The following is a 19,039-nucleotide window of genomic DNA, read 5'->3' as shown; positions in this document are numbered from 1 at the left end:
CGTCGCCCTTTGCAGCGCGGCGCGAGCAATGATAGAAGCGGACAAATTCCAACAGCGGCCTGCCCTATGAATGCTAACCTGACCCAAACCGCCCCAACCTTCAAGACCTCTCTTTTCAAGGTCATGGCCGTTTATAAATTCGCCCAATTGCCCGACGCTGCCGCAATCGTTCCAGCGCTTGAAGATTTTTGCCGCGCCCGCGCAGTTGCCGGTACGCTGATCCTGGCCCCCGAGGGCATCAATGGCACGGTTGCTGGCAGTCCCCAGGCCATTGATGCCCTGGCCGATTTTCTGTTGGACGGCGCGATCTTTGCCGGGCGGCTTGTCGGCGCCGAGATCAAGTATTCAGCGGCCAGCGCCATGCCATTCCTGCGTTTGAAGGTCCGGCTCAAGCCCGAAATCGTCACCCTGCGTGCTCCCGAGGCCAATCCGGCAAAAACCGTGGGCACCTATGTCGAGCCGCAAAACTGGAATGCGCTGATCGAGCGCAACGACATCGTGCTTCTCGATACCCGCAATGATTATGAAGTGGGCCTGGGCACCTTTTCGCGCGCTCTTGATCCAGCGACCAAAAATTTCACTGAGTTCAAAGACTATGTCGCCACCCACCTTGACCCGGCCCGCGACAAGAAGGTGGCGATGTTCTGTACCGGCGGCATCCGCTGCGAAAAGGCCTCCTCTTACCTTTTGAGCAAAGGCTTTGAGGAAGTGTTTCACCTCAAGGGCGGCATTCTGAAATATCTCGAAACCGTTCCGGCCAAGGATAGCCGCTGGCAGGGCGAATGTTTCGTTTTTGACGAGCGCGTCGCCGTTGGCCATGGGTTGGTCGAAGGCGATGCAACGCTGTGCCGGGCCTGCCGCCATCCGCTGACCGCTGCTGACCGCGCCGATCCGACCTATCAGCAAGATATCTGCTGTCCTTTTTGCGCCGACCAGCCCCAAAAACACGCGGCTGCTACCGAACGTCATCGCCAGATCGAATTGGCCCGTGCGCGCGGGCTTGAGCATATGGGCGATGCCTCCCATAACGCTGCCAAAGCGCGAAAAATGGCCAAGCAACAGCGCGCCGAAGCCAACCGGGCGCGCGCCAGTGGCAAGGTCGGCTAAGGCTCGATTTCGGGCTGTCCAACGGGCCACTCGATGGGATGGGATTGGCACGATGAGCGCGGAAAAGTCCGGCAGTTTTGACGATATTGTCCGCTTGGCACCAGACGCGGTGCAGCCGGTTGTCCGTCGCCTGCGCGATCTGGTGCTGGCCGCTGATCCGGAAACGTGCCTTGTGGTTCAACTCGGCTACCGCGCCGCCAACTTTGGTGTCGGCACCAAAAAAATGACCGAGAGCTATCTCCATATCATCCCGCACGCGCGATGGGTCAATCTCGGCTTCAATTATGGCGTCGCGCTTGATGATCCAGACAATTTGCTCGAGGGCACTGGCGCCAAAATGCGGCATGTCAAAATCCGCTCGATGGCCGAATGCGCCAATCCCGCGCTGGTCGATTTGATCCGAAGCGCCGCAAGCGAGCGGAAAAACGCTCTGGGGTACAATTGACCATTTAAAGGCCAGTGTCGGTCCCCGCTACGGTATAAGCCCCGCAGCTTTTACCGCTGGCAAGAACGAACGGCTGATCGGCAGGCGGGTGCCATTCACCATTTCCACCATTGGCTTGCCATCGACCCGTATGCAGCGCACCACGGCATCGAGCGCCACCCAATGCGAGCGGTGAATTTGCAGGCCCTCAACCGCGCCGGTTTCGCCAATGGCATCGCCCAGCCGCATCAGTACCAGCCCGTGCCCCTTGTCGGTGGTGATCTCGACATAATGGTCGGCAACCGAAATCTGCTGCAATTTTCCGCGTTGGGGCAGGGGCAGCCGTTGCAGGATGGCGGGCGGCTGCGGCGCCGGTGCGGCAGCTGTTTGGGCAACCGGAACCCGGGCACGTTCGACAAGGCGCGTAATGATGATCGCGCCAGCGCAAATGATCATGCAATAGGCAAGCAGGTGCCAGGGATTAATACCCAAGTCCCCCATAACCACCAGATTGATGCCCAATACACAAAGCGCTACCGGCACACCGCCGACAAACCCTTCAACCAAAGCCAATATCCAGGGGTTCATCCCGGTCGGCGTCAGTCCAAATTTGACCAGATTGGCCGTCGCCGTCCCAATGGCATAGGTGCTCAGAACCACCACGGCCCAATAGAGCAGGCGTGGCAACGGCTCCAGCGCGTCAAACGTGCCAAACGGGCCCGACAATCCAAAAACCATAGCCAGCCCCAGCAGCACGATCTGGGTGGCGCGATTGGTCATCTGGGCGCGCATTTCGCGCATCGTGAAACGCAGGGGCGAGTTGCTCACGTAGAAATCCGGGGTTTGGCGCATCACAATTTGCGCCTGCACTCTAGCGCGGGCATCTGCACTTGCAAGACGTACGAGCCGCCAACCGCCGGAGATTTTCATGAGCCTCGACCCACTCCTCCACGCCAGCCCCATTATCCAGCTACACGCGCTGGCCGCCACCCTTGCCCTGATCACCGGCGCCTATGTGCTGTTCAATCGCAAAGGCGATGCGCGTCACAGAATGATGGGCCGCATCTGGGTCAGCCTGCTGGTCGTGGTCTGTATCAGCTCGTTGTTTATCTGGGAGTTGCGCATGGTTGGCCTGTTCAGCCCCATCCATCTGCTGTCGCTGGGCACACTTTACGCCTTGTGGCGCGCCGTATCCTATGCGCGCCAGCGCAATATCACGCGGCACAAACGCACCATGCAGCTGACCTATATCGGCGCCTTGCTGATAACCGGCCTCTTCACCTTCCTGCCGACGCGGATCATGAACCGGGTCATATTTGGTGCCGACGGGGCCAGCATGCCCGAGCTATTGGCCTTTGGCATAACCATCATTACCATCGCGCTGGCCACCATCATGATTGCTCGATATCGGCCGGCCCGCCGCGCCCGGCGGCAGAAAAGCCTGGCCCACTAGGTTTCGCAGGCGTGGGGCTGGCGAGGCGTCGGCCACCCGTTTTTGCCGTTCATCCATAAATTCGAGGAGCGTGCAACCGGTCCTTGGCGATGCGATAGGACTCATGGCAAAATAGCAAAATCGCTCGCGCATGTTGTCGCTTGGTGAGCGGTGTGCCGCCTATTAAAGCCCTGTTTCTACCAGCCAGCTGAGGACAATGAATAATGCGCCCAAACCAATGACCACGCGCGGGCAAACGGTGCCAGTCAATGACATCGAAATGTATTTTGAGGAGTACGGAGATGGCCCGCCCCTGGTACTTTTGCACGGATTTGGCGGCTCCACACAGAACTGGCATCCCTTCGTCGCCGAGCTTTCAGAGCGCTATAGATTAATCCTCATCGACCTGCGCGGCCATGGTTACTCCACCAATCCAGCAAACACGTTCACACATCATGAGGCGGCCAGCGATGTGTTCCGCCTGTTGGACAGGCTGGGCATAGAACGTTTCTCTTCCATGGGGATCAGTTCAGGAGGCATGACGCTCCTGCATATGGCCACCGGCCAGCCAGCTCGCATCAAGGCAATGGTGCTGATTAGCGCAACCACCCATTTCACCGACCAGGCCAGGGGCATAATGCGTAGAGCCTCGATTGGCACCATACCCCAGGACGTGCAGGCGATGTATCGGGCGTGCGCAACTCGCGGTGATAAACAGGTTCACCAACTTATTTCTCAGTTCAACGGCTTTGCCGAAAATCACGATGATATGAATTTCACGACGCAGAGCTTATCAACCATTTCGGCGCGTACACTCATTGTGCACGGCGACCGCGACAATTTTTTTCCCGTAGATATTCCGGTGAGTATCTATCGTTCCATACCAGATGCGGCGTTATGGATTGTTCCTGGCGGCGACCACGTTCCCATTTATGATTCGTTGATCCCATTTACTGCAACGGCCATGCGGTTTCTTGATCGGCCCGGCGGTTAGGGGCGATTTGCGGCTGCACAATGGTTTGCAGTTTCATGGTCAGGCGCTGCCGATCAAAACCCCCGCCGCAAACACCAACGCACCGCCGACGACCACTTGCAGGGCGGCGCGCCAGAACGGGGTCGACATATAGCGGCTCTGGATAAAGGCAATGGCCCACAATTCGATCAAAACCACCACAACGGCAATCGTGGTAGCGAGGGTAAAATCATGGATCAGATAGGGCAGGGCATGGCCCAGCCCGCCGATGGCGGTCATGATCCCGGCGGCCAGCCCGCGCTTGAGTGGTGAGCCGCGCCCGGTCAGCTTGCCATCGTCGGACGCCGCCTCGGTAAAGCCCATCGAAATACCCGCGCCAACGGCTGCCGCCAGCCCCACCAGAAATGTCTGCCAGGTGTCGCCGGTGGCAAAAGCGGCGGCAAACACCGGCGCCAATGTCGACACCGATCCATCCATCAGCCCCGCCAGCCCCGGCTGCACATAAGTCAGGACAAACTGACGATGCTCTTCACTGGCTTCCTGTGATCGCGCTTCGGCACCCAGTTCGGTCGCCTCGAGCTTGTCGGCCGCATTGGCGTGGGCGCGTTCCTCCGCCGCCAGATCGCCCAAGAGCTTGCGCACCCCCACATCCTGGGTCTGTTCGGCCGCTGCCATATAGAAGCGGTAGGCGCCTTCTTCCATCTCCCAGACCTGCTGGCGCACGCCCTCCAGCGTTAAATTCTGCATCAGCCATAGCGGCTTGCGCTGCAAGAACCCGCGCACATGTTCGCGCCGGATTGGCACCAGCCGCTCGCCGAACTTTTCGCGATAATGGTCCAGCAACCGCCGCCGATGCTCGTCCTCCTCGGCGGCCATGCCCTCAAATACCGCCGCCGAGCCGGGATATTGTTCGCCAAGTCTGGTGGCAAACTCACCATATATCCGCCCGTCTTCTTCCTCGGCGGCAATAGCAAGCGACAGGATTTCGCGCTCATTGAGCGAAGAAAAATCACGACGATTATCAGGTAAAAAACGCATCATGGCGGACCCGGCACAAAGAGTTAGATATTTAGAATAATTCTAATCTATCGGCAAGTCACTGCTTAATTTGCCCCATGTATCCACTCGTCGATGCTGCCACTTCATCCTCGAGCCACCGCCGAAACAGCTTGAGTTTTTCCGGCTCGCGCCGTCCCTTGGCTGTCGCGAGCCAGTAGCCGGTCGGTCCTTGGGTTGAAATGGCAAAGGGGCGAATCAACCGCCCATCGCTGACCGCGTCGGCACTCATCATGTCGGCTGCCAGCAACACACCCTGTCCCGCAATCGCCGCGTCAAACGCTAGCGACGCATCCGAAATCACCGGCCCGGAAAAAGTCGCGTCCTCCCCCAGTCCCGCCGCCTTTTTCCAGAGCGGCCAGGACAACATGCTGGTCTGGTCATGAATAACCGGCACCTGCGCCAACGCTGCCGGATCAGGCAGGCGCTCGGCCAGTTGCGGCGCACACACCGGGCTGAAATGGCTGCCCCCGATCCGGCTCACGGCCACCCCGGGCCAATCACCCAACCCATAGCGAATGGCACAATCAATGTCGGACCGCCCCAGATCCAGCATCGCCGCCGTCACCGTCAAACGCACCTCGAACGCGGGGTTTAGCGCGGTAAATTTATTGATCCGCCAGATCAGCCAGCGCGAGGCAAATACGCTGCCCATAGTCAGGTTCAGCACCTGCTCGTCGCGCCCACTCAAATTCGCCAGCCCGTCCTGTAGCGCCGCAAATCCCGACGTGATCTGCGGCAAAACCTGCGCCAGCACCGGGCGCGGCACCAGCCCGTGCGGCGTTCGCTTAAACAGTTCAAACCCCAGCCGCTCCTCGGCCCGCCGCACATGCTGGCTGACCGCTCCAATGGTTACTCCAAGTTCCTCCGCCGCCGGCGCCAACGCCCCCCGCCGCGCCACGATTTCGATGGCGCGCAAGGCATTGAGCGGTATGGGAAACGGATTTGTCATATAGAAAATCTATAGAGATTGCTCCGGCAATGTCCATTGATTTCCAGGCAAGGCAGGATCACTCTGACGAATACATCCAGAAAACCCGCAAGAAGGAGTTACATTATGTATACGATACTGCACAACTGGCTCCGCGCCCTCCTGCGCCGCGATTGCCCGCAGGCAGCGCTCGACCGGCTACCCACCCGGCAATGGGCTGATCTGCCGTCCTATCATCCGCAAAACGACTGCCCCTGCGCATAACCCTATTCACACAGCCGCGCTGTGCAGGTCTTGCCATGGCACCCGAGGTCAAGGTGCAGATGGTCGCGGTGCAACGCATTGGCCTCTGGTCCCAAAACCGTGGTAAACCGGGCGCAGGCCGCATCGTGGGCCAGCCGCAACAACCGTCCCCCCGCCCCCTCGGCGGGCAACCAATCCTTAGTCAAACTGACCGCCGTGCCATCGCCAAATGCAAAGCCCACCACGTCAAGCGCGTCGGCAAAACCATGTTCGGAAGTCAAACCGTCCGCCGCGTTATTGCGCTTGCGGCACATATAGCTGGTGCCCACCACAATCGTCTCAAGCTGGGTGTTCTGCACCGCCCCCAAATAGCCGTCGATCGCCGCAACCCATCCGGGCAGGCTGCTGGCCATGGCGCAATCGGTGATGATTGGGTTCGACAGCGCCACCAACCTTCCGTTGGCCAGAATTTTCGTCACACTGAGCGGCGAGCGCGCCTCGCACACCCCTTCGCTGATCGGCGGCAACGCCTTCGCCTCAACCTGACCGTTGATCACCGCAGGGCAGGCGGTCTGGTAAAGTCGCACCGCTGGCTTTGCCTCGACCTCGGGCTTTGTCACCTCGGGCGGCACAATTACCGGCTTTGTCGCCGCCGGTCGCGGTCGCGGCAGCGCCACCTCCGCCGCCCCAACCGGCCCCGTCAGAGCAACACTCATCATCATGATACAAAGCCAGCGCATGGCATTCCAAACGCCGCCAGCGTGCCAATCGTTGCCATCAATGACACAATCACGCAAATAGCGCGGTTAAGGGCACATAAACCATCTTTGCGCCATGCCCCGCTTCTGCTATCAGCGCGGCCATGACAACGCCGCTTAAAAATATCCGCAATTTTTCCATCGTGGCTCACATCGACCACGGCAAATCCACTTTGGCCGACCGCCTCATTCAATTGACCGGCGGGCTGGAAATCCGTGAGATGAAAGCTCAGGTGCTCGATTCGATGGATATCGAGCGCGAACGCGGCATTACCATCAAGGCGCAGACCGTGCGCCTCAAATATCATGCTCAGGATGGCGAGGATTATATCCTCAACCTGATCGACACCCCCGGACACGTCGATTTCGCCTACGAGGTCTCGCGCTCCATGGCCGCCGTTGAAGGCTCGCTGCTGGTGGTGGATGCCTCCCAGGGCGTTGAAGCGCAGACCCTGGCCAATGTTTATCACGCGCTTGATGCCAATCATGAAATCGTGCCGGTGCTCAACAAGGTTGATCTGCCCGCCGCCGATATTCCGCGCGTCAAACAGCAGATCGAGGACGTCATCGGGCTCGATGCGTCCGATGCGCTCGAAATCTCGGCAAAATCGGGCATGGGCATTGATACGGTCCTTGAAGCCATCGTCACCCGCCTGCCCGCGCCCAAGGGCGATATCAGTGCGCCGCTAAAAGCGCTTCTGGTCGATAGCTGGTACGATACCTATCTCGGCGTCGTCGTCTTGATCCGCGTCATCGATGGCACGGTCAAAAAAGGCCAGAAAATCCGAATGATGAACGCCAAGGCCACCTATGAGCTGGACCGCGTTGGCGTATTCACGCCAAAACTGGTCGCGGTCGATCAGCTTGGCCCCGGTGAATTGGGCTTTTTCACCGCCTCGATCAAGGAAGTGGCCGATACCAATGTCGGCGACACCATCACCGACGACAAAAAGCCCACCGCCACGGCATTGCCCGATTTCCGCCCGGCCCAGCCGGTGGTGTTCTGTGGCCTGTTCCCGGTCGATGCCTCCGATTTTGAAGAGCTGCGCGCCGCCATGGGCAAGCTGCGGCTCAATGATGCAAGCTTTTCCTACGAAATGGAAACCAGCGCCGCTTTGGGCTTTGGCTTCCGCTGCGGCTTTTTGGGCCTGTTGCATCTCGAAATCATTCAGGAACGCTTGAGTCGCGAGTTCAATCTCGACCTGATCGCCACCGCCCCTTCGGTGGTCTATGAGATCGTCCAGACCGATGGCCAAACCATCGCGCTGCACAATCCCGCCGATCTGCCCGATGTCATGAAGATCGAGGAAATCCGCGAACCCTGGATCAAGGCGACGATTCTGACGCCCGACGAATATCTGGGCTCTATTCTAAAACTCTGTCAGGACCGGCGCGGCGTTCAGAAAAACCTCTCCTATGTCGGCAGCCGGGCGCTGGTCGAATATGAACTGCCGCTCAATGAGGTGGTGTTCGATTTTTATGATCGGCTAAAGTCCATTTCCAAGGGCTATGCCAGCTTTGATTATGCCCTGATCGAACATCGCCCCGGCGATCTGGTCAAACTCTCTGTGCTGGTCAATGCCGAACCGGTCGATGCGCTTTCCATGCTGGTGCACCGCACTGTGGCCGAAACCCGTGGCCGCCTCATGTGCGAAAAGCTCAAGGAGCTGATCCCGCCACACCTGTTCGTCATTCCCATTCAGGCCGCCATCGGCGGCAAGATCATCGCCCGCGAAACCGTGCGTGCCATGCGCAAGGACGTGACCGCCAAATGCTACGGCGGCGACGCCACCCGCAAGCGCAAGCTTCTGGAAAAGCAGAAAAAGGGCAAGGCCAAGATGCGCCAGTACGGCAACGTCGAAATCCCCCAGGAAGCCTTCATCAAAGCCCTCAAAATGGGTGACGAATAGTTTTGGTTTTTGGGGACGCAACTAGAACGTCACGCCCAGCGCCGGCCCCACATTGTCCCGGGTTTTTTGGATCAGCCGCGCACTTCCCCACCCACCGCATGTCACCCCGGGCTTGACCCGGGGCCCATCGTGAAGTGCCACCACCGGCGCAAAACGCGTCATCCGGAATCAAACCGAAACCTCGCAATGGATCCCCGCGTGCCCCGTGGGCCGGTCCACCAAAACTCAGTGCTTGAAGCAATTATCGCGGTGCCATGCCAAAAACGCTGGGTGTGGTCCATCGCGTGCCTTGAGTGGCCCAATCAACCTCCCCGTTGTGTTGATCATACTTTCAACGCCGTCACGGTCGTTGACGTGACGGGAGATCATTATTTCCTGATTGTCAGCCAAGCCTATCAAGCCGCGATCGAACATCCAATGGGCGGTGCCTGACAAGGCCATGCCATTATTGACGATATCCGGACCATTGGCCTCCACCGGGCGAATATGGGCTGCTTCAACTTCAGCACGTCCGCCGCCATTGATCAATTTTAGCCCGGTCACTGCACATCGTTCGTCATAGGCCCGCAGTATTACCCGCCGAAACACTTTATCCCGCACAACCCGCGATGTCAGCGCCGTATGACGCACCCGTTCTTGTTCATACTCAAATGGTGCCTGCTCGTCGTCGAACTCTGAGCGCAGCGGCTCGCTGTGCTCAACATCATCTACACGCGGCAGGAATACGTCGATATCTGCCAGACCGATGCCAACGATGCGATTGAAATCTCGTGCGGACAATGGCCGAACGGCAGATTGCCTGAGTCCTGATATTTGCCCATTGGCATTTAGAAGGCCCGTCTCGGCCAATCCATCGTCCAGATTGAAGGGAACGGGATTGGCGAACTCAAGGTAGCTACCGGGTTTAACGTACGCCAGATACATATCGTGCGCACTTTCATCACGGACAATTTCCGCGATTTGTGCCACGGCATAATAGCCCTTGGTGCCCAGGACCTTTGTTGGCTCATAGTAAACGATCCAATCGCCAACGCAGGACTTTGCGGCTTTCAGATATCGCTTCGGAAACTGATAGCGCTCAGCCGGACTATCATTGTAGATCGAATCCGCTCGGTGAATGAAAATGCCGAAACTCATAAGGTTGGCTCTGCAACGATTTGGTATCTAAATATTAGACACGAATTATCTGTCACGGCAGATCGATATGGCAAGGTCTGTTGATCAGAAGTCCCCCCAAACTACAAATATCACCCAAAACCACCCTACTCCACCGCGTGTCACCCCGGGCTTGACCCGGGGCCCATCGTGACATGCCGCCACGAGCGTCCCAGGTGTATGGGAACATAATCCCCGCCCTCACCCACCCGGCCTACTCTCTCCTGACGCAATAAATTCATGCAGGAGAAACCCCATGCCCGACAAAATAATCAAAATCACGCGCCCCGCCGCCCAGCGCCATGAGGCGATCTTTTTGCGATTGACGAGCCTGACCAAACAGGCCGAGGCGGCAGCGGCGCGTCGGCCGGGGGCCGAGGTGCCTGAAGGGGTGCGGATGGTCGCCGAAGGCTTGTTGTTTGATTGTCGCCCGTTTCTGGTGCGCTCGCCCGGGCGCGCTCTGCCGGTGGCCGCACCTGTCTATGGCGCGCTGGCGGCCCAGTTGGGGCAGGCGCTGGCGGGGCTGGTGGCATATGAAGCGCGCTGCACCAGTTATGATGGTCAGCATAATTGCTACGTCTGGCACCTGGGCGACAATGGATTTTTGCCGGTGCAGCGCCTCAGGCCGCAACTGCCGCCACCACCACCCGCGCCGGCAAAGGATGATACCGCCCGCCTGCGCGCCAAGCTGGCGCGGCGCATTGAAAAGATATTGGCGGACCGCACGCCAACCCTTATGGCCAGAACTTATCCCCCCAGCCAAAACCCGCTGTAAACTCAAAACCATCCTGCGGGCCCGGACGGAGTTGCAACGACCAACCGCGCGCAGGACAGCCGGGAGGGCGGAAGTCGTTTTCCGCCTGGGTCCGCGTGACGGATGTCGGCCTGCCAGCCAGGCCCATGCAGCGCTCCGCAGTCCAGAAAGCCCGGCGCCCCGAGGCACTTGCGTCTCACACAAAACAAATCATCGAGGCGTCAGCCGCCTCGGGGCCCGTCTGCTTGTTCCCCGATGGCTTTTTGGCCAGTCGGGCAATTGGCGTGGCCAAATTATCACAATTGGTTCCAGCGCCGAACTTTTCAGGAACCGGCCTCCACCTGCCTCGTTGATTGGCACGGGGTGGCAAGGCGCCTGTCAAGTCAAGGTGCCTCCGTAAAATCGAGTGGGAATTAATCACTCAAAACAAGGAACTAGAACCATGAAGAACATTCTTTTGGCAACCGTCGCCGTCCTTTCGCTAGGGGCAATGACGCCTGCATTTGCTCAAACCACGACCGATGCCAACGCCGCTGTCGGCGCTACCGCCGGTGGTACAGGCGGGGCAGCTCTCGGCTTTGTTCTCGGCGGTCCTATCGGTGCCGTTGTCGGCGGCTTTGCTGGCGCTACGCTTGGCGCTGAAGCAGGCGTTGCCGCAACCACGGTTGAGTATGCCGGCACCCATCCGGTTGAGCCCATCTATATTGATGGTAGCGTGGATATCGGCGCGACTCTGCCCGCCGATGTGACCATTCATCCGGTCGAAGGCGATGCGCAATATGGCTATGTCTATGCCAATGACCGCGTCTGGATCGTGGACATGCAGAGTCGCGCGCTGGTCCAGTCGCCCGGCTATCTCGTGCCGCAGGCAACGGCTGATTTCGTTGTCAACAATCCGGTTGGCACGGTCAACGTCAATGGTGACATTGTCGTCGGTTACCAGGTCCCTGCCGATGTGCAGCTGACCGCCGTCCCCGATGATCGCACCTACAGCTACGCCTATATCAATGACCGCCCGGTGCTGGTTGAAAATTCCAGCCGCGCCGTCGTCTGGATCAAATAATCACACTCCCGGTGATCGAAGCCGCCCGCGCATCGCGGGCGGCTTTGCTTTGACCCGTCATGATTGCACGATATAACCAGTGCACATTTATGGAGGGCACTGATGGCCGATATCCTTGATTATTGTCAGGATCTGGAAATTACCGATTTCAAGCCAGGGCAGGTGATCCTGCCTGAGGGCGAACGGCTGGGGCGTCTTTATATACTGATCGAAGGTCAGATCGAGGTGATCCGTGAAAGAACCCAGGTCACCCACATCGACGAGCCCGGCTCGTTCTTCGGCGAAATGAGCGTTTTGCTCGACATGCCCCATTCGGCCACCGTCAAGGCGCTCTCGGATGTGCGCGCCTACCAGATCCCCGACGCGCTGACCTTTCTTGACCAGCGCCCCGAATTTGCCCTGCACATCGCCACCATGCTGGCGCGGCGGCTCTATTACACTACCTCCTACCTCGTCGACCTGCAGCAACAAGCCGCTGGCAAACGTCAGGACCTTGATCTGGTCGATCAAATCCTCGCCCGGCTCGTTGAACCCCAGTCCGATAACAACAAATGACGCCCGCGCCTCAGCAAACGCTTTCAATTTTTGTGATCGTTGCTAGTCTTGGTGTCCCACGACACAAAGAATCGCCAATAACTACTTGAGGAGCACCTTGCGCTATGGCCCATAAATTCAAGATCACCACCGCCAAGAACGGCGAGTTTGTCGCCAAGTTCGTCTACAATGCCGAAACCCTGGTTTGGTCCGAAACCTACAAATCCAAGGCCAGCGCCAAGAACTGCATCGAGTCAATCAAGAAAAATGCGCCGGGCGCCGCCATTGTCGACCAGACTGCTGGCGAAGAAGGCAAGGGCTACCGCTTCGAAATCGCCGCTTCCAAGGACGGCCAGACTTTTGTGCGCTTCGTTGCCGCCAATGGTGAACCACTAGTGCGTTCGGAAACCTACAAGTCAAAATCCAGCTCCAAGAACTGCATCGCCTCGGTCCAGAAAAATGGCCCGGCAGCAGATGTTGTCGACGAGGCCTGATCCCGGCTAATGTCACGCCATATCGTTGACACAGGAGACTGCTGCCTCATGAAAATCCTGCTTACCACTCTTGCTGTGCCAGTGCTGGCCCTGGCACTGGCCGTTCCTTCTCTGGCGCAAGCGCTGCCTGATCTGGACGGCCGGACCATTCACGCGGTCACCGAAAATGCTTACTACCCCCTGAACTTCGCCGACAAAACCGGCACCGGGATAGGACTGGAATATGACGTGATCAACGAGGCGGCCAAACGGCTCAACGCCAGGGTTGAATGGAACCTTTCGGCCTGGGACGTCATGATCGAGGCGGTGCGCACCGGCCAGTACGACATCGGTGCCGACGGCATTACCATCAATGCCGAACGTGCCGAGCAGGTCAACTTTACCCAACCGTTCATCACCGTCGATCAATCGTTCCTCGTGCGGGCTGACGAGGATCGGATCAAGGATACCGCCAGCTTTGCCGAACATCCCGATTTGCTGTTTGGCGCCCAGTCGGGCACCTCGGCCTTTTACACGGCCGTCTATGACGTGCTCGATGGCGACGAAGCCAATCCGCGCATCAAGCTTTTTGACACTTTTGGCGCTTCCGTTCAGGCCCTCAAGAGTGGCGATGTCGATGCGGTGATTGCCGATCAGGCAGCGGCGGCGGGCTATATTGGCGCCGATCCCGGCGCCTTCAAAATCGTTGGTGAGCCGATCAAATCCGAGCCGCTGGGTTTCATCCTGACACCAAAGTCGGATCTGGTTGACCCCTTCAACGACGCGCTGTCACAGATGAAGGGCGACGGCACACTCGATAAAATGATCAACAAATGGTTCTTCGAATACGGCGCTGACCAATAAGTCAGGTTTGACCGTGCATCCCCGGTGCACGGTCATTTGCCATGTCGCAACCCAATCCCAAACCTGATGCAAGACACTTCCCGTGGTGGCTTGCCGCCATCGCGCTCCTCGGCCTGCTCATCCTCTGGGCAGTCGTCGCTGACCAGGGCTATAACGAGATTTTCTCGATACTGGTCAAAGGCATGCTCACCACGCTGTGGGTCGCCATGGTCGCGTTCTTTCTCGCCATGGTCCTGGGCCTGCTCGTTGCCCTGGCCCGAACATCCCGCTACCAGATACTGGTCCAAACCGCCACATTCTACATCGAAGTCATCCGTGGCATCCCAATTCTGGTAGCGCTGTTTTACATCGCCTTCGTCGGTGCCCCCGCCATGGTCGACGCGGCAAACTGGCTGATTTCGCCTCTTGTGGGTTGGGGCCTGCTACCCAAATTGACCATCCGCAGTTTCGATTTCACTTGGCGAGCAATCTTTGCGCTGACCATCGCCTACTCCGCCTTCATCGCCGAAATTTTCCGCGCCGGCATTGAGGCGGTCCACCAAGGACAGGCCGAGGCGGCCCGAGCGCTGGGCCTGTCGCCATGGCGCACCTTTCGCCATGTCATCGCACCACAAGCCCTGCGCACCATCCTGCCCCCGCTGGGCAATGATTTCGTCTCCATGATCAAGGATTCTGCGCTGGTGTCGGCATTGGGCGTGCAGGACATCACCCAGCTGGGTAAAGTCTATTCCTCTAGCAATTTCAAATTTTTCGAAACCTACAATGTCGTGGCGTTCCTTTATCTCACCATGACCATTTCCCTGTCGCTGCTGGTGCGCCTGCTCGAACGACACATGGCCCGCAACAGGAGCTAACCTTGTACCTCGAGATATTGCCCACCACATGCATCACGACAAATAGCGCCATTCGGAGTTGAGGGCATGAAACGAATTTCCGTCATTGTGGTCGGCATTGGGTTGGCTCTCGTTCTTGCAGCCTGTTCAGACAAGCGCGAAGTGGCGAGCGTTGGCGTTGACTGGACCGGCAACGACATTGCCATTGACGCGGTGGCCGATCCCGAAGTTTCGGGCGTCGTCTGCCATCTGGCCTATTTCAACCGCAGCTTTATTGACCGACTGCAACAGGGAAACTGGTTTGAAGATCCTTCCTATTCGGCGCTTGATTGTTCGGCCATGGGGCCAATCACCATTGGAGACATTTCCCTGAGTTCGGGCGGTGAGGAAATATTCCGCGAGGGCCGGTCGCTGATCTGGAAATCGCTGCGCGTTTCACGCATCTATGACGCCCAAAATAACGCGATCATTTATTTGGCTCATGCCCGCGAAATCCAGCAGGGCTCCGGCAAAATGTCGCTTTCGGTGGTGCCCCTCAACGGCGCCGATGTTTCCTGGACCGATGGTCCGCCTCAGCCAGCAACGAACTAACACATTCGGGCCGTTTTCGAAATTGACGCTGAATCCGGAACAGAATGATACAATGTGACGCCAATGCCCGAAAATATTCTTCACAATGCCGCTATGATTGCCCATTAAGGGTACGATATTCTTAAATTTATAAGGAGCCCCGTGCGCGGGGCAGCAAGGAGTAAGCAATGGCAATTCTGATTGGCGACACAGCCCCCGATTTCGATATTGAATCAACCGAAGGGCGCATACATTTTCACGATTATATCGATGGTTCCTGGGCGGTGCTGTTTTCGCACCCCAAGAACTATACCCCGGTCTGCACGACCGAATTGGGTTATACCGCCAAACTGAAGCCAGAATTTGACAGGCGCGGTGTCAAGGTATTGGGCCTGTCCGTCGACAAACTCGAAGACCACGCCGGTTGGGCCAAGGACATTGAGGAAACCCAGGGCACGGCCCTGAACTTCCCGCTCTTGGCCGATACCGAGGGCGAGGTTGCGCGCAAATATGACATGATCCATCCCAATGCCGACAACACGCTGACGGTGCGGTCGGTTTTTGTCATCGGGCCGGACAAGAAGGTCAAACTCAAGATTGAATATCCTGCCTCCACCGGGCGCAATTTTGATGAAGTGCTGCGGGTCATTGACAGCTTGCAACTGACTGCCAACCACGCGGTGGCAACGCCCGTTAATTGGAAAAACGGTGAGGATGTCATCATCGCCGGAACCGTCGACAATGACGCAGCCAAGGCCAAATATCCAAATGGCTGGAAAGAGCCAAAACCCTATATGCGCATTGTGCCGCAGCCTCGCGGATAACGCCGCGCAAGAACGTTACCGTTGTTGGACGGCAGAAATGATCAGTGTCGCCCAACTTATGCCCCCGCTCCCATCGTGCGCTAGAATTCAAAAGACCGGCTTTTAGCGGATATTAATGACAAGCAACTAGCAATTGTCAGACGCCGATCCAGTGTCGGGCGATTGTGGGTTGCGGGTAGATGACAGACAAATCAAGCGCAGGGCGCATCAATCCGGTGCTGGTTCTGGCGATATTCGGTATCGCCGTAGCGACACTGGTTATTCGCGCCATCGTCGGCGGCGGTCATGGGCCGCTGTTCGCCGATACCGACGATGCCATGCGCATGGTGGTTGTGCGCGATTTTCTCGGCGGCCAAAACTGGTTCGATATCGTTCAGCACCGGCTCAACGCTCCGTTCGGCGCCGAGGTACACTGGTCCAGACTGGTCGATCTTCCCATTGCCACCATCATTGTTGTGGCGCGCCCGTTCGCCTTTGGGCACGCCGAACTGGTCGCCGCCTATGTCTGGCCCCTGCTGCTCCTGCTGATCCTGTTATGGCTTAGTGCGCGGCTTGCCTTGCGATTGGTCGGTGAGGTCGGGGTGCTGCCCGCGCTGATTCTGCCTGTCCTCAGCCCTGCCGTCACCGCTGAATTTACGCCCGGTCGCATAGACCATCATAGCGTCCAGATCATCCTGACATTGGCGATTGCCTGGGCCTGCATCGAGGCCATCAAGCGCTGGCGCTTCAGCATGCTGGCAGGTGGGCTTTGCGCAACCGCATTGGCCGTCGGCACGGAATCGGTCCCTGCCGTGATTGTTGCAATTGCTGGAACGGCTCTACTGTGGGTGTTTCGGACTGATCAAAGCAAGAATTTGCGCGGCTTCGGTATTAGCTTTGCTGTTGTTGGCATCGTGCATCTTGTCATTGCCCTGCCGCCCGAGCGCTGGTTTGTCCCGGCATGCGACGCAATATCGATATTTTACATTGGCGGCGCACTGTTGATCGGTGTTCTGTTTGGCGCACTTGGCTCTGCGTCGTGGCTGCAATCCTCCTATTGGCGCAAATTGATTGGAATGGTGGTAGCGGGTGTAATCGGCATCGGGTTGACCCTACTGATCGATCCGCAATGCATAAAAGGACCATACGCGTCCGTTGATCCATGGCTCGTTGCGAACTGGCTGAATGCAATTTCAGAGGCCAAGACCTGGTGGGAAAGCATCTGGGAACTGCCAGCCTACACGATAGCGGTCAGCGTGCCTGGATTTGTCGGCATCGCCATTATTGCATGGCGCGCGATCCGGTTTCCGTACGATCGCTCGGAATGGCTGGTCTTGATGGGATTCCTGGCCATGGCGACGCTGGTCATGGCGCTGCAGGTGCGCGGGGCCCGGTTGGTGACCATGCCCGCCATTCCGGCTGCTGCCTGGCTGATCGTGACGCTGCGAAAGCGCTATCTCGATGGCAGGCGACTGCGCGATGCAGCCTTATTGTTGGGCAGCTGGTTGACTTTTTCGGGCATCATCATGGTCGTGCTGGTCACTTTGCTGACAGGCGGACTGGCCTTGCCGTCCAACAATACGGCCATTGAGCAGCCGGGCCGGGCCTCCTGCGTCGTGCCAGAAGCTTTTGTCCAACTCGGTACCCTGCCAGCCCAGCCAATAATGAACCCGATTGATCTGGGTTCCCATATCCTGCTCAACACATCCCATTCGGTTGTGGCTGCACCGTACCACCGCAACGAGCAGGGAGTGCTCGACGCCTTCCATTTCTTCAATCAACCCATTTCGACGGCGCGCGATATTCTCGACAAGCGCGGCATCAATCTGGTGGTTACTTGCCCCGCCTTACCCGAAATGGCGGGCTTACCGGATGCTGCCCCTGACTCTTTCGTCAAGCTGGCGCCTGAAGGCAGGCTACCGGCCTGGCTCACCGACATCAGCAAAGGTGGTCCGCTTAAAATCTACGTCGTCGCGCCGCGCTAATACCTTGCTCACGCAGCATAAGCGGCGCACTTTGGACCCCGACTTTTGATATAAGCCGGTCGACCTGACTACCGGCCCATAATGACAATGGAGGCATTTCATGGCCAAGAGAGTATTATTCATCGGCGGCACCGGACAAATTTCCTACCCCTGCGTTGAGCGGGCCGTGAGCCAGGGTTATGATGTCAGTGTCTTTAATCGCGGAAGGTCCGGCGCTGCGCTTCCGACCGGCACAACCTCCATTGTCGGCGACATGAATGGGCCGGAATATGACGGCCTGGCAGATCTCGGCTTCGACGTGGTCTGTCAGTTCATCGCCTTTACCCCCGATCAGCTAGCCAGGGACATTGCGTTGTTCTCCGGCAAGGTCGGGCAATATATATTCATCTCCTCAGCATCGGTCTATGAAAAACCTGCCAGCCACTATGTGATCACCGAGCAGACCCCGGCAATCAATCCGTTCTGGACTTATAGCCAGAACAAGATTGCCTGCGAAAAATTGCTCAAGGATAGCAGCAACCTACCCTGGACCATCATTCGCCCAAGCCACACCGTCCGCACCGGACTGCCCACAATGATGGGCGAGGGCGATTTGATTGCGCGGCGAATGCTTGAAGGCGAGCCGGTAGTTGTCGCTGGCGACGGCAATACGCCATGGACGCTAACGCGCTCCATCGATTTTGCAGTCCCATTCGTTAGCCTGTTTGGCAAGAGTGGCGCGATCAAGGAAACCTTCCACATCACCTCAGACACAGCGCACACCTGGGACGCGATCTATTCCAGCATTGGCAAGGCACTGGGCGTTGAACCCCGGGTCGTGCACGTCCCAACCGACACCCTGGTGCGTTATCGCAGCGACTGGGAAGGCCCCCTGACCGGCGACAAGTCCTGGTCGGCACTGTTCGATAATACCAAAGTTAAGGGCGTCGCAGGCGCCTTTGCCTGCGAAACACGGCTCGACGAAATACTGGCGGAATCGATGAAATTTCTAAAGCAGCGCCTTGAGCGCGGTATGCCCGAAAAAGGGGAAATGGACGCACTACTCGACCGCATCTGTACCGACCAGTCGGCCTTGGGAAGATAGAATTCCAAAGCGTCGGCATCGCCCCGTTCAATCATTCTTGGAAGCTCGTCGAATTAACGGCGCCGGTTCGATTTGATGTGGAATCAG

General features: G+C 58.0%; 21 protein-coding genes. 16 read left to right on the top strand and 5 right to left on the bottom strand.

All coding sequences use genetic code 11. The annotated features are described in order from the left end of the window. Positions 1-66 precede the first annotated feature (66 nt). Positions 67-1,107, top strand: coding sequence for an oxygen-dependent tRNA uridine(34) hydroxylase TrhO (gene trhO, locus PSQ90_RS06720; RefSeq protein ID WP_282212635.1), 1,041 nt, complete (start codon positions 67-69; stop codon positions 1,105-1,107). A gap of 52 nt (positions 1,108-1,159) precedes the next feature. Further along, positions 1,160-1,552, top strand: a complete 393-nt coding sequence (locus tag PSQ90_RS06715) for a DUF1801 domain-containing protein (protein ID WP_282212634.1) — start codon at positions 1,160-1,162, stop codon at positions 1,550-1,552. Between the two features lie 27 nt (positions 1,553-1,579). On the opposite strand, the gene PSQ90_RS06710 is transcribed toward PSQ90_RS06715, so the two are convergent. Beyond that, positions 1,580-2,359 (bottom strand): LytTR family DNA-binding domain-containing protein, encoded by a 780-nt coding sequence (locus PSQ90_RS06710; RefSeq protein ID WP_282212633.1) that lies wholly within the window; start codon positions 2,357-2,359, stop codon positions 1,580-1,582. 100 nt (positions 2,360-2,459) lie between these two features. On the opposite strand from PSQ90_RS06710, the gene PSQ90_RS06705 reads away from it, so the two are divergent. Together PSQ90_RS06705 and PSQ90_RS06700 are read left to right on the top strand one after the other, a co-directional pair. Continuing rightward, the gene (locus tag PSQ90_RS06705) at positions 2,460-2,984 is read left to right on the top strand and encodes a DUF2306 domain-containing protein (protein ID WP_282212632.1); all 525 of its coding nucleotides are present in this window, start codon (positions 2,460-2,462) and stop codon (positions 2,982-2,984) included. 196 nt (positions 2,985-3,180) lie between these two features. Beyond that, positions 3,181-3,957, top strand: coding sequence for an alpha/beta fold hydrolase (locus PSQ90_RS06700; protein WP_282212631.1), 777 nt, complete (start codon positions 3,181-3,183; stop codon positions 3,955-3,957). Positions 3,958-3,996: 39 nt separating this feature from the next. Here the strand turns inward: PSQ90_RS06700 and mbfA are convergent, their stop codons facing one another. After that, the gene (mbfA, locus tag PSQ90_RS06695; protein ID WP_282212630.1) at positions 3,997-4,977 is read right to left on the bottom strand and encodes an iron exporter MbfA; all 981 of its coding nucleotides are present in this window, start codon (positions 4,975-4,977) and stop codon (positions 3,997-3,999) included. A 55-nt stretch (positions 4,978-5,032) separates the two neighbouring features. Beyond that, positions 5,033-5,944: a LysR substrate-binding domain-containing protein gene (locus PSQ90_RS06690; protein WP_282212629.1), complete on the bottom strand. Its 912-nt coding sequence runs from the start codon at positions 5,942-5,944 to the stop codon at positions 5,033-5,035. A 105-nt stretch (positions 5,945-6,049) separates the two neighbouring features. Between PSQ90_RS06690 and PSQ90_RS06685 the strand changes: the two genes are divergently transcribed. Next, positions 6,050-6,187 carry a hypothetical protein gene (locus PSQ90_RS06685; RefSeq protein WP_282212628.1) on the top strand — a complete coding sequence of 46 codons (138 nt, stop codon included), beginning with the start codon at positions 6,050-6,052 and terminating at the stop codon, positions 6,185-6,187. Positions 6,188-6,189: 2 nt separating this feature from the next. Here the strand turns inward: PSQ90_RS06685 and PSQ90_RS06680 are convergent, their stop codons facing one another. Next, positions 6,190-6,888: an extensin-like domain-containing protein gene (locus tag PSQ90_RS06680; RefSeq protein WP_282212627.1), complete on the bottom strand. Its 699-nt coding sequence runs from the start codon at positions 6,886-6,888 to the stop codon at positions 6,190-6,192. A 140-nt stretch (positions 6,889-7,028) separates the two neighbouring features. On the opposite strand from PSQ90_RS06680, the gene lepA reads away from it, so the two are divergent. Next, complete coding sequence (gene lepA, locus PSQ90_RS06675) at positions 7,029-8,834, top strand: translation elongation factor 4 (RefSeq protein ID WP_282212626.1); 1,806 nt, start codon at positions 7,029-7,031, stop codon at positions 8,832-8,834. Positions 8,835-9,059: 225 nt separating this feature from the next. Here lepA and PSQ90_RS06670 read toward each other — a convergent pair whose 3' ends face one another. After that, on the bottom strand, positions 9,060-9,971 hold the full coding sequence (locus PSQ90_RS06670) for an HNH endonuclease (RefSeq protein ID WP_282212625.1): 912 nt from the start codon (positions 9,969-9,971) through the stop codon (positions 9,060-9,062). Between the two features lie 274 nt (positions 9,972-10,245). Between PSQ90_RS06670 and PSQ90_RS06665 the strand changes: the two genes are divergently transcribed. From PSQ90_RS06665 to PSQ90_RS06620, 10 genes are all read left to right on the top strand, one after another. Then, positions 10,246-10,764, top strand: coding sequence for a hypothetical protein (locus PSQ90_RS06665; RefSeq protein ID WP_282212624.1), 519 nt, complete (start codon positions 10,246-10,248; stop codon positions 10,762-10,764). Between the two features lie 421 nt (positions 10,765-11,185). Continuing rightward, positions 11,186-11,806: a DUF1236 domain-containing protein gene (locus tag PSQ90_RS06660; protein ID WP_282212623.1), complete on the top strand. Its 621-nt coding sequence runs from the start codon at positions 11,186-11,188 to the stop codon at positions 11,804-11,806. Positions 11,807-11,908: 102 nt separating this feature from the next. Then, positions 11,909-12,361 (top strand): Crp/Fnr family transcriptional regulator, encoded by a 453-nt coding sequence (locus PSQ90_RS06655; RefSeq protein WP_282212622.1) that lies wholly within the window; start codon positions 11,909-11,911, stop codon positions 12,359-12,361. Positions 12,362-12,465: 104 nt separating this feature from the next. After that, the gene (locus tag PSQ90_RS17125) at positions 12,466-12,834 is read left to right on the top strand and encodes a YegP family protein (RefSeq protein ID WP_282212621.1); all 369 of its coding nucleotides are present in this window, start codon (positions 12,466-12,468) and stop codon (positions 12,832-12,834) included. A 48-nt stretch (positions 12,835-12,882) separates the two neighbouring features. After that, positions 12,883-13,677 (top strand): substrate-binding periplasmic protein, encoded by a 795-nt coding sequence (locus PSQ90_RS06645; RefSeq protein ID WP_282212620.1) that lies wholly within the window; start codon positions 12,883-12,885, stop codon positions 13,675-13,677. Positions 13,678-13,718: 41 nt separating this feature from the next. Further along, entirely contained in the window at positions 13,719-14,531 is an 813-nt protein-coding gene (locus PSQ90_RS06640) for an amino acid ABC transporter permease (protein ID WP_282212619.1), read from the top strand. Between the two features lie 66 nt (positions 14,532-14,597). Next, on the top strand, positions 14,598-15,101 hold the full coding sequence (locus PSQ90_RS06635; protein ID WP_282212618.1) for a CreA family protein: 504 nt from the start codon (positions 14,598-14,600) through the stop codon (positions 15,099-15,101). Between the two features lie 167 nt (positions 15,102-15,268). Further along, entirely contained in the window at positions 15,269-15,904 is a 636-nt protein-coding gene (locus PSQ90_RS06630) for a peroxiredoxin (RefSeq protein ID WP_282212617.1), read from the top strand. A gap of 179 nt (positions 15,905-16,083) precedes the next feature. Further along, a complete protein-coding gene (locus tag PSQ90_RS06625; RefSeq protein WP_282212616.1) occupies positions 16,084-17,868 on the top strand; it encodes a hypothetical protein in 1,785 nt (594 codons plus the stop codon). A gap of 100 nt (positions 17,869-17,968) precedes the next feature. Beyond that, positions 17,969-18,952: an SDR family oxidoreductase gene (locus PSQ90_RS06620; RefSeq protein WP_282212615.1), complete on the top strand. Its 984-nt coding sequence runs from the start codon at positions 17,969-17,971 to the stop codon at positions 18,950-18,952. Positions 18,953-19,039: the final 87 nt, after the last annotated feature.

Origin of the sequence: Devosia rhodophyticola, from assembly GCF_028816475.1 — a bacterium.
Lineage (GTDB): Bacteria > Pseudomonadota > Alphaproteobacteria > Rhizobiales > Devosiaceae > Devosia > Devosia rhodophyticola.
The sequence above is the reverse complement of the archived record's forward strand: the minus strand, read 5'-3'. Positions and strand labels throughout refer to the sequence as shown.

Excerpts from the sequence above, each read along its gene's own strand:
- trhO (WP_282212635.1), top strand. The coding sequence starts at position 67 with ATGAATGCTAACCTGACCCAAACCGCCCCAACCTTCAAGACCTCTCTT.
- PSQ90_RS06715 (WP_282212634.1), top strand. The coding sequence starts at position 1,160 with ATGAGCGCGGAAAAGTCCGGCAGTTTTGACGATATTGTCCGCTTGGCA.
- PSQ90_RS06705 (WP_282212632.1), top strand. The coding sequence starts at position 2,460 with ATGAGCCTCGACCCACTCCTCCACGCCAGCCCCATTATCCAGCTACAC.
- PSQ90_RS06700 (WP_282212631.1), top strand. The coding sequence starts at position 3,181 with ATGAATAATGCGCCCAAACCAATGACCACGCGCGGGCAAACGGTGCCA.
- mbfA (WP_282212630.1), bottom strand. The coding sequence starts at position 4,977 with ATGATGCGTTTTTTACCTGATAATCGTCGTGATTTTTCTTCGCTCAAT.
- PSQ90_RS06690 (WP_282212629.1), bottom strand. The coding sequence starts at position 5,944 with ATGACAAATCCGTTTCCCATACCGCTCAATGCCTTGCGCGCCATCGAA.
- PSQ90_RS06685 (WP_282212628.1), top strand. The coding sequence starts at position 6,050 with ATGTATACGATACTGCACAACTGGCTCCGCGCCCTCCTGCGCCGCGAT.
- PSQ90_RS06680 (WP_282212627.1), bottom strand. The coding sequence starts at position 6,888 with ATGATGATGAGTGTTGCTCTGACGGGGCCGGTTGGGGCGGCGGAGGTG.
- lepA (WP_282212626.1), top strand. The coding sequence starts at position 7,029 with ATGACAACGCCGCTTAAAAATATCCGCAATTTTTCCATCGTGGCTCAC.
- PSQ90_RS06670 (WP_282212625.1), bottom strand. The coding sequence starts at position 9,971 with ATGAGTTTCGGCATTTTCATTCACCGAGCGGATTCGATCTACAATGAT.
- PSQ90_RS06665 (WP_282212624.1), top strand. The coding sequence starts at position 10,246 with ATGCCCGACAAAATAATCAAAATCACGCGCCCCGCCGCCCAGCGCCAT.
- PSQ90_RS06660 (WP_282212623.1), top strand. The coding sequence starts at position 11,186 with ATGAAGAACATTCTTTTGGCAACCGTCGCCGTCCTTTCGCTAGGGGCA.
- PSQ90_RS06655 (WP_282212622.1), top strand. The coding sequence starts at position 11,909 with ATGGCCGATATCCTTGATTATTGTCAGGATCTGGAAATTACCGATTTC.
- PSQ90_RS17125 (WP_282212621.1), top strand. The coding sequence starts at position 12,466 with ATGGCCCATAAATTCAAGATCACCACCGCCAAGAACGGCGAGTTTGTC.
- PSQ90_RS06645 (WP_282212620.1), top strand. The coding sequence starts at position 12,883 with ATGAAAATCCTGCTTACCACTCTTGCTGTGCCAGTGCTGGCCCTGGCA.
- PSQ90_RS06640 (WP_282212619.1), top strand. The coding sequence starts at position 13,719 with ATGTCGCAACCCAATCCCAAACCTGATGCAAGACACTTCCCGTGGTGG.
- PSQ90_RS06635 (WP_282212618.1), top strand. The coding sequence starts at position 14,598 with ATGAAACGAATTTCCGTCATTGTGGTCGGCATTGGGTTGGCTCTCGTT.
- PSQ90_RS06630 (WP_282212617.1), top strand. The coding sequence starts at position 15,269 with ATGGCAATTCTGATTGGCGACACAGCCCCCGATTTCGATATTGAATCA.
- PSQ90_RS06625 (WP_282212616.1), top strand. The coding sequence starts at position 16,084 with ATGACAGACAAATCAAGCGCAGGGCGCATCAATCCGGTGCTGGTTCTG.
- PSQ90_RS06620 (WP_282212615.1), top strand. The coding sequence starts at position 17,969 with ATGGCCAAGAGAGTATTATTCATCGGCGGCACCGGACAAATTTCCTAC.